At 65.5% G+C, this 1,934-nt stretch carries 3 protein-coding genes and 1 pseudogene; all 4 read right to left on the bottom strand.

What is annotated here, in order from left to right; translation table 11 throughout:
* Positions 1–207 (bottom strand): annotated as a pseudogene (locus FKP22_RS28730) (hypothetical protein); the annotation flags it as partial.
* Positions 208–336: 129 nt separating this feature from the next.
* Positions 337–1,317: a tRNA 2-thiocytidine(32) synthetase TtcA gene (ttcA, locus tag FKP22_RS28725; protein ID WP_141291537.1), complete on the bottom strand. Its 981-nt coding sequence runs from the start codon at positions 1,315–1,317 to the stop codon at positions 337–339.
* 6 nt (positions 1,318–1,323) lie between these two features.
* On the bottom strand, positions 1,324–1,719 hold the full coding sequence (locus tag FKP22_RS28720; RefSeq protein WP_141291536.1) for a dihydroneopterin aldolase: 396 nt from the start codon (positions 1,717–1,719) through the stop codon (positions 1,324–1,326).
* A gap of 5 nt (positions 1,720–1,724) precedes the next feature.
* On the bottom strand, positions 1,725–1,934 hold a 210-nt coding region (locus FKP22_RS28715), incomplete at its 5' end, for an SDR family oxidoreductase (RefSeq protein WP_141291534.1).

Raw genomic sequence — 1,934 nt, 5'->3', positions numbered from 1 at the left:
CTTGGCATGCGCCTGCTGCGAGGGCAGCCGGTCGAAGGCGAAGCTGCCGGGCTGGCGCTCGGCCGGCCAGGTGCCGAAAGTGGTGACCTGGCTGGTCAGCATGTTCCAGCCGGCACAGCCGGCCAGCGTGACGGCGGCCAAGGCTGCCGCGGTGGCACCCAGCACGCGGCGGCGGTTGGAAGTGGAAGTTCTGGAAACTGCTTGCACGGTGATCTCCTCGAAATTGGCGCTGCAAAGCTTCAGCGCCCCGTAATCTGGCTAACGAACCAGCCGTGCGCCGTGCTGACAGACGCCCAGGCCGTGCGCGCAGTCAGGACAGCGACACGACAGCGAGGCTCAGGCCAGGTCCAGCTTGATGGTTTGTACCGCAATGCCGCTGCCGCCGGATGTGCCGCCGCAGTCCTCGTCCTCGTCGAAGGCCTTGTCGCCTTGCGGGTCCGGCGTGCCGGTGGCGCGCATGCTGGCAAACGGGAACAGCTTGCGGTCCATCAGGTGCGACAGCGAGATGTTGCCCATCGCGGTGAACATGTTGTCGATGCGGCCGGGGTACTGCTTGTCCCAGTCGCGAATCATCTGCTTGATTTGCACGCGCTGCAGGTTGTCCTGGCTGCCGCACAGGCTGCACGGGATGATGGGGAATGCGCGGTGCACGGCCCACTTCTCCAGGTCGGTCTCGGCCACGTAGGCCAGCGGGCGGATCACCACGTGCTCGCCGTTGTCGCTCACCAGCTTGGGCGGCATGCCCTTCAGGCGCGAGCCGAAGAACATGTTCATCAGCATCGTCACCACCATGTCGTCGCGGTGGTGGCCCAGCGCAATCTTCGTGGCCCCCAGCTCCTTCGCCACGCGGTACAGGATGCCGCGGCGCAGCCGCGAGCACAGGCTGCACATGGTCTTGCCCTCGGGAATCAGGTTGGTGACGATGGAATAGGTGTCCTGCTCCTCGATGTGGAAGTCCACGCCGCGGCTTTTCAGGTAGGTGGGCAGCACGTCTTCCGGGAAGCCGGGCTGCTTCTGGTCCAGGTTCACCGCAACGATGCTGAACTTGATCGGCGCACGCTGCTGCATGTTCAGCAGGATGTCCAGCATGGCGTAGCTGTCCTTGCCGCCGGACAGGCAGACCATGACCTTGTCGCCGTCCTCGATCATGTTGAAGTCGGCAATCGCCTGGCCGACCTGGCGGTGCAGGCGCTTGCTCAGTTTGTTGGCTTCGAAGGCGGCCTTCTTGGCCTTCTTGTTGGCCTCGGCCGCTTCTGCCGTCTCGGCGGCAAAAGCTTCGGCGGCGCGCAGGGCCTGGGTGTCAGCGGAAGCGTTCATGGCAGCTCAATCCTTCAGGCCGAAGACTTCGACGCCCACCGCATCGCAGTCCGGGTAGACATCGGGCTTCTCGGTCGAGACCCGCGCGGCGCGCACGCTGGGGTGGGCGAGCATCAGCGCCAGCACCTCGTCGCACAAGGTCTCCTGCAGATGGATGTGGCCCAGCGAAACCCGCTGCGCGATGCTGCGGCGCATGAAGTCGTAGTCCAGCACCTCGTGCAGTTCGTCGTCCTTGGGCGTGGACATGGCCAGCGGCACGAACAGCTCGATGTTGAACAGCACCCGCTGCTCGCCCTTCTTCTCGAAGTCGTGCACGCCGATGTTGATCCACACCTCGTAGTTGCGCAGGAACAGCCGGCGGCAATCGGCCAGGCGCGGATGAAGCAGGGCAGTGGTCGACATGGCGATCAGCTTTGCGAAGAAGAAAGGGGAAGGGCGGCGGTGGCGCCCTGGGCCCGCGCCAGGAACAGCACGTCACGCGGCTGTGCGCTCAGGTGCTGGCCACCGTCCACAAGCAGCGTCGTACCGGTGATGGCGGGTGACTCGATCAGGAACAGCACCGCGCGGGCAATGTCGGCCGGGCTGGACGAGCGCTGCAGCGGCGTCATGCGGCTGGC

The sequence above is a fragment of the Ideonella azotifigens genome (genome assembly GCF_006519715.1).
Taxonomy (GTDB): Bacteria; Pseudomonadota; Gammaproteobacteria; order Burkholderiales; family Burkholderiaceae_C; genus Ideonella; species Ideonella azotifigens.
Note: the sequence above shows the minus strand (reverse complement) of the source record. Positions and strands in the feature narration are given on the sequence as shown.

Coding starts and splice junctions, on each gene's coding strand:
- ttcA (WP_141291537.1), bottom strand. CDS start 1,317: ATGAACGCTTCCGCTGACACCCAGGCCCTGCGCGCCGCCGAAGCTTTT.
- FKP22_RS28720 (WP_141291536.1), bottom strand. CDS start 1,719: ATGTCGACCACTGCCCTGCTTCATCCGCGCCTGGCCGATTGCCGCCGG.